Source organism: Mesorhizobium sp. M5C.F.Ca.IN.020.32.2.1, from assembly GCF_004023105.1.
Classification (GTDB): domain Bacteria; phylum Pseudomonadota; class Alphaproteobacteria; order Rhizobiales; family Rhizobiaceae; genus Mesorhizobium; species Mesorhizobium wenxiniae.
Map to the genome: position 1 here is coordinate 1 of NZ_RZSX01000329.1, position 6,456 is coordinate 6,456.

Annotated in this window: 5 protein-coding genes; 2 read left to right on the forward strand and 3 right to left on the reverse strand. The window is 62.5% G+C overall.

Annotated elements, in window-relative coordinates:
• Positions 1-359: 359 nt before the first annotated feature.
• The gene (locus EOA86_RS17530) at positions 360-1,439 is read right to left on the reverse strand and encodes an aminopeptidase (RefSeq protein WP_348633354.1); all 1,080 of its coding nucleotides are present in this window, start codon (positions 1,437-1,439) and stop codon (positions 360-362) included.
• Between the two features lie 246 nt (positions 1,440-1,685).
• On the opposite strand from EOA86_RS17530, the gene EOA86_RS17535 reads away from it, so the two are divergent.
• Both EOA86_RS17535 and EOA86_RS17540 read left to right on the forward strand, forming a co-directional pair.
• Complete coding sequence (locus EOA86_RS17535; RefSeq protein WP_128342802.1) at positions 1,686-2,345, forward strand: L,D-transpeptidase; 660 nt, start codon at positions 1,686-1,688, stop codon at positions 2,343-2,345.
• 10 nt (positions 2,346-2,355) lie between these two features.
• The gene (locus EOA86_RS17540) at positions 2,356-2,868 is read left to right on the forward strand and encodes an OmpA family protein (protein WP_065010224.1); all 513 of its coding nucleotides are present in this window, start codon (positions 2,356-2,358) and stop codon (positions 2,866-2,868) included.
• Positions 2,869-3,122: 254 nt separating this feature from the next.
• On the opposite strand, the gene EOA86_RS17545 is transcribed toward EOA86_RS17540, so the two are convergent.
• Both EOA86_RS17545 and EOA86_RS17550 read right to left on the reverse strand, forming a co-directional pair.
• Complete coding sequence (locus tag EOA86_RS17545; protein WP_164891796.1) at positions 3,123-4,145, reverse strand: alpha/beta hydrolase; 1,023 nt, start codon at positions 4,143-4,145, stop codon at positions 3,123-3,125.
• A gap of 552 nt (positions 4,146-4,697) precedes the next feature.
• On the reverse strand, positions 4,698-6,456 hold a 1,759-nt coding region (locus EOA86_RS17550), incomplete at its 5' end, for a hypothetical protein (RefSeq protein WP_206630055.1).

Genomic DNA, 6,456 nt, shown 5'->3' on the forward strand with positions numbered 1-6,456 from the left:
CGCGAGAGGGGGTAGAACAAGCGGTGTTCGATCCAACCAGGCTGGCGCAGAACAACCGTTCGGGCCGCAAGCTAATGCAGGCTTATTTTCGGCAGCGCGGCGTGAGCGTGAGGTTTTCGGCCTCGTAGGGGCGCACGCTGAGGCGCCACGGCCCGCCGGCAATCATTGTGGTCCAAGATCCCGCGGGGAGTTCAGGCAAGTCCGCTTTTGGCTTCTGTAGGCCGACATGCGGCTTCCGGCCCCGCCGACCTCAAAGTACCTGGGAAATCGGCCGACAAATGGTCAATTCAACCACCTGCGCCGGCTGCCGAGTACATCAGCGACCGATTCGCCGCTTCTGGCCTTCGGATTTGACCGGATCAATCGCATGAATCTGCCGCCTTGAGCGCTTCGGCGCGGTCAGATTTGTCTAACGCTCCTATCCGTCGAACCGACGCGAAGAATCGTGGATAGTCGCCCGAACACAAATCGAACAAGCGGAGAAACGTCGCCACCCGATCGCCGTAGACGGAAGTCGCGGCGAGCTTCGCGTTGTTAATCGGAGAATCGAACCAGACATCGTATCCCCGGTATCCACGCCAGCGACTGTCGCGCATCTCTCGGTAGCGCATTCGCAGCCGTTCGATCGCGGCTATCTTTGCGGCCCGCTTCTGCTCAGAGGGAGCGCTGTCGTCATAGACGTGCCTTAGCTCGTCTCGGGTCTGCGACACCAGCGCAAGAAATTGAGCTCTGCGCCTCCGGTCGGCTTCGTACCGGCGCAAACCGGCAGTATCCCCATTCGCGCGCAGCCATTTTCTTACACCGGTTGTTTCGACAGCGGCAGCGAACGCTTCGTTGAACGCGGAATCGTCCTGTACGTAGACGCGCTGGTGGGCCAGCTCATGGAACACCAGCCCTGCAAGACCCGCTTCATCTTGGCTGAGCATGGTGCTTAGCAGCGGGTCACTTGACCAGCCGAGCGTGGAATATGCAGTGATGCCCGTCACATAGACGTCCAGGCCCTGTCTCTGAAGTTCGACAGCGGTTTCAATCGCAGACCTTTTGGAGAAATATCCTCGGTACGGAACGCATCCGAACACCGGAAAGCACCATGTTCGTGGCGTCAGCGAGAATTCCGGCGCTGCGAAGATGGCCCATGTCACCGCGTCCCGACCAACGTCAACATAGCTGCGGTAGCTATTGTTGTCCGGCAGCGCTAGTTCATCTATCGCAAACTGTCGGATGGCGCTCGCCGATGCCATTCGAGCGCGCAATGTCCCAGGGGTCGAAGGATTGTCGATCAGCTCTCCGACATCTTGGCGCGCCGCCATGATCTCCACGTGCCCCTTCAAGGATTGTGCGTAGTAGGAAATGCTGGTGCAACCTGCCACGCCGGACATCACGATCATCGCAGCAACCGAACGAAAAAAAGCATGCATCATGCCCACGGCATCGCTCACACGTCCGGATAGGGCAAATGTCGCAACTACGCCCGGTCCCAAACAGTCGCGCCAATTTGGTTAAGATCCTGGATGGGGTTTAGGTTAGACGTTCGTCCTCGGCAAGATTGCCACAACGGTCACTCGCCGCCAAATTGCCGAATGTCCGGACATGGCGGACTGAAGCAACGCAGCATTTTCCACTTTGAGGCGAAGTAATTCTCAACTATGGTGCGCCAGGCTTTTGGCATGGGGGGAAAATTGCCGATGGTTTTATCACGCAGGGGTGTCGTGCTCGGCGGCCTGGCGATGGTCGCGGTGGGTGCAACCAGCAATATTGCTCGAGCCGCGGCGGCAAAATCCTTTTTCGCCGGTACCGCCAGCGACAACAATTTTGTCTATCGCAAGACCAACTTCGCCAAGATCGACAAGAGATGGCATCGCCAGATCGTCAAGTATTTCAGCAGCGAGCCGGTCGGCACCGTCGTGGTCGATACCCGCCACCACTTCCTCTACGTCATCATGGAAAACAAGACCGCCATCCGCTACGGCGTCGGCGTCGGGAAGGACGGCTTCAAATGGTACGGCCGCGCGACGATCGACCGCCGCGCGCTGTGGCCGCAATGGGTCCCGCCCCCCGAAATGCGTAAGCGCAAGCCGGACCTACCGCACATGGTCGCAGGCGGCGCGTCCAACAATCCGCTCGGGCCGCGCGCGCTCTATCTGCACCGCAACGGGGCCGACACCGGCTACCGCCTGCATGGCACGCTGGAGCCATGGAGCATCGGCACCGACGCTTCCAGCGGCTGCATCCGGATGTTCCCGGAAGACATCATCGACCTCTACCAGCGCTGCCCGATCGGCACCGCGGTGCAGGTCCTGCCGCACATCGCCGACCAGGCGCCCGCTTCCACCACTGTCGAATGATTGGCGCCTCATGAACCGCATGATTGAAAACACGCGCCGGCTGCTCGCCGCCGGCCTGCTGGTGCTGGCCGCATCCTGCTCGACCAGCAACACGCTGGCCCCTTCCACGCCCAACATCACCAACACCGAGGTTGCCGGCTTCCAGAACGTGCAGCCGGGCAGCGAGGAGGATTTTATACTCAATGTCGGCCGCCGCACCTATTTCACGCAAGGTTCGGCCGCGCTCGATTCTGTCGCCAAGGCCACCCTCGACACCCAGATCGCCTGGTTAGCAAAGCATCCGCGCTGGCTGCTCAAGCTGCAGGGTTTCGCCGACGATCCCGGCGCAAGTGAAACGGCGCTGTCGCAGCAGCGCGCCGATGCGGTGATGGACTACCTCGCCGCCGGCGGCATAGACCGCAACCGCATGTGGGCCAAGGGCTACGGCAAGGACAGGCTCGTCCGCGACTGCCCCGACACCGCCTGCAGGTCGCAGAACCGCCGCGTTGTGTCTAATTTGCGCGATGAGAGGGACGAGCCGTAGGGGGCTGCTGTTCTGCTTGTGACCCGAAGCAGAGTCTCACACGCGACGGCGGCATGGCTGCTTTGCGCCGCATGTCGGTCATTGAGTAGACCCTAGCCGCATTCAAAAGCCGACATCCGAGTGAACAGGCGAGGCGGCACGTTTGCACACAAGCGGACGTTCGGCTGTAGCCACTCAACCCTTTCCAGCAGGGGTGTTTCAACGAAGCTGAAATGGGTGTCGTTCCGTCGCACTCGCCGCCGGCTTCATCTCCGTCAAATCCGTCCACAGCGCCTAGCTCGCTCGAAGCAGAGAAGATTCAGGGCGTCACTCGATAAGAATAGCCGTATCTCCTCGCGTTCGAAGGCAGGCTCGCTCTCCTGGACCAAATGGCTGCGCCCCTCCATCGCAACGAACCGTGCGTCCCGTATGCCGGCCGCCACCTCGCGCCCGCTCTCGAGCGGAGCGATGAGGTCGCCGCGGACGTGCATTACGAGGGTCCGTGCCTGCACCCGAGGCAGGAGATCGCGCACGTCGAGGTCACCTACCGTTTCGAAGTAGCGGACCGCGCACTCGGGCGAGGTCGTCCGCCGCTGAAGCTCGTTCCAGACGTCCGCCTGCTCCTTTGTGGCGTCGGGCATGAACTGCGAGGTGAACATTTGGCGGAAGACTGGCTCATCCGCACCCCAACCAAAACGCATCAGGGTTGCCATGGCGTCTCGCTTCGCCCTGCTCTCAGGCGAGCGTTTGCGAGCGCCAAGCGCGAACCCGCCATACAAGATGAGGTGCGACACCCGCTCGGGATAGCGCTCCGCGAAGGCAATCGAGACCGCACAGCCCTGCGAGACGCCGAGCAGGGCAAAGCGGTCGAGACCTGCGTCGTCCACCAAAGCCTTAAGATCGCTCACCCATGCGTTGAAGGAGACGTCCGGTACATCCCAGTCCGAGAGGCCGTTGCCGCGAGCGTCGTAGCGGATTAGCGTGTTGCCTCTCGCCAGCCGCTCCAGAAAGGCGCGCCATACCGGGCTCTCCCAATCGTATTCGAGATGGTTGAGCCAATTGGCCGCCTTCACGATCGGCGGGCCCGTGCCGACCTTGGCCCAGCCAAGGCGCACGCCGTCGGGGGCACGGCTATATTCGATCTCCTGCTGCAGGGCGGCACCGCGTATCGAGCGAGCCGCGGCCGGTTCTTCACGTTGGACGAGGTAGGGCCTAACCGGCCGAGCGATGTTCTTGACCGATCTTGAGCCTCGATCCTCAAAGCCGCAATTCAGCTTGCCCTCGACTTCGTCGTGCACTTTGCCGGAGATCAGGATGCCGCCCGCTGGCGCGAGTGCTTCGAGGCGGGCAGCGATGCATCGGAATGCCTCACGAACTGAACCACCTACGGTGGCATTGCATTCGCACGGCGCCTACCATCGATCAGCATTGCGCGGCAAGCGTTTCTTGAGTTGGGGCGATCGTCTCCGCGCAGCCGGCAAATCCCGCCGGCCCGCTTAATGTCGCCTCTATCGAGCTAGACGCCGGTGATCACGTCCGGCTACGAGGGTTGTGGTGTGCTTGGATTGACCTTTACAGCTTCACCGTCACGCCAACGTACTAGCTGCCGCTCTGACTGCCCATTCCCGGATAGTCCCAGCAGTACGCTGATTGGCTTTTACCCAACCGCGTGGCAGGACCCCACAGGGATAGCGACCACTCATGGTGGAAAGCGGAATGGCAGCTATTGATCGACACTGAAAACGAGCCGGACATTCAGACCGCGCGACACCCCGAATGGGCCAGCCCATCATCCATCCTGTCGCCGGACATAGCTCCGTCCCCGAAGATTCTTCTTCCCGTTTCGGCGATCAATCCCGGCGCGGATCGTAAGGCTTGGCGGCCCGTTGAGCGACGCGCTCGCGGTACCTCGCGTCGGTACCACCTCGGTTTTCCGGCTTGGTAAGCGTTTCGACAGGCTTCCCGAGGACGACCAGCAGCGTGTCCCATTCTTCCTGGCCGAGCGTCTTGTAGCGGTACTCCAGACCCGGCGAAGCCAGGAGCTGCTCGATCTCAGGCCGCGCGAAAGAGGCCGCAGGGCCAATGCGGCGAAAGCCGCTTCGCACGGCATCGGTAGCCGCGGTCAGGTCGCTGAAGCCATACTTGCCCGGATCGTGGACGGAGTACTCGCGCAGCAGCCGCAACAGGTCGGGCACGGCATCGACGCCGCGGTCGCCCTGGCGCTTGATCAGGCCGGTGGCAAAGCGGCTGACCGCCGGATCGGCGAGAATCTCGCGCTCTTCCGGCAGAGGATCGGCGTATGCACCTACAGGGAGGCCGGCCAGGGCATTGATCCAATGGCGCGCCTCCTTCTTGTCGGTGGCCGCGAGGTAGCGGCGGGCGGCGAGCCGCCGCAGACCGGCGGAGTCGCCATCGACCTGTTTGATGATCGCCCACAGCCCGTCTGAGGATCGCACCCGCGGATCCTCCAAGATGCGAACCAGCAGACGGCGGTCGCTCTCGCCGAGCGGCTGGTCGTTCGCGCGGAACGAGTCCATCCACTGATTGGCGAGCGCGAACGCGGGATCGCTCACCGGCTTACGCGAATCGTCGAGCGCTCTGGCAAGTTCCTCGCGCGTTCTCGTTTTCGCCGCTTCCATATCCACGCCGCGCGAAACGCTGGTGTGGTCGAGTAGCAACCGGTTGACCGGAACCTCGGCGTACATCCTTCCGTCACCGAGCCGCCGACGCGCCCAGCCGAACCGGAAGGTCTCGATCCCGCCCGAAGTCCCGATCAGCATCGGCGCCGCCGGGGCAAAGATCGACAGGATCGACTGCCGCAGCAGCACCTGTTCACCGGCGTCGGTGATGGTGAGCGCCTTGCGGTGGGGTGCGGAGGGTTCGAGCGACCAATCCACCCGTCCCCATCGGGGCTTGGCATCGGGCACGGCAGGGCCGTCCTCGATCGCGATGGTGAAGTCGGGTTCGAGGGCGTCGTCGCTTTGCAGCAGCGCCTTGCCCTCTGACATCATCAGGTTCCATTCGGCTTCCAGCGCGCGCTGAGGGGCGAGCGGATCGGAGGCATCGTAGCGCCACTCTTCCAGCAGGCCATGCCCGATGACGGTGCTTCGTTTGCCGGGCGTCGAGTCCGGCACGATGCGATAGGTATTGGAATGACCGCGAGGGGTCTGGACGCGGACCGAAGTGACGCCCGGGGTCTTGAGCAAGGCCGCGCACAGTGCATCGCAACGGCCCTCGAACGGGCGGGCGAGGAGAATGTCGCCCTTGAGCGCAATCGGTGCGCTCGCCTGAATGTCCGGCTCCTTCAGGCTGGCCAGCATGCCCCTCGCCCAGGTGAGGCCTGGCTGGGGGATGGTCCAGAACAGTGCCAGCGTCGCAGCGCCCGACATGACGTTCAGAGAAACCCCTGAAAGGAAACCTCCGAGCAGCAAGCGGAACAGCGCGAAGGCGACGCCATACATGAAAGCCGTTGGCATCGACGCGAGGATGATCCCCGGGATAATCAGGAAACTGCCGATGATGACCAGCCAGGGCATTGTCAGCGCCACGAACGCGCCGATGCCGGTGATGATCAAGTAAGTCTTCAACCACATGCACGGAACCTTACCG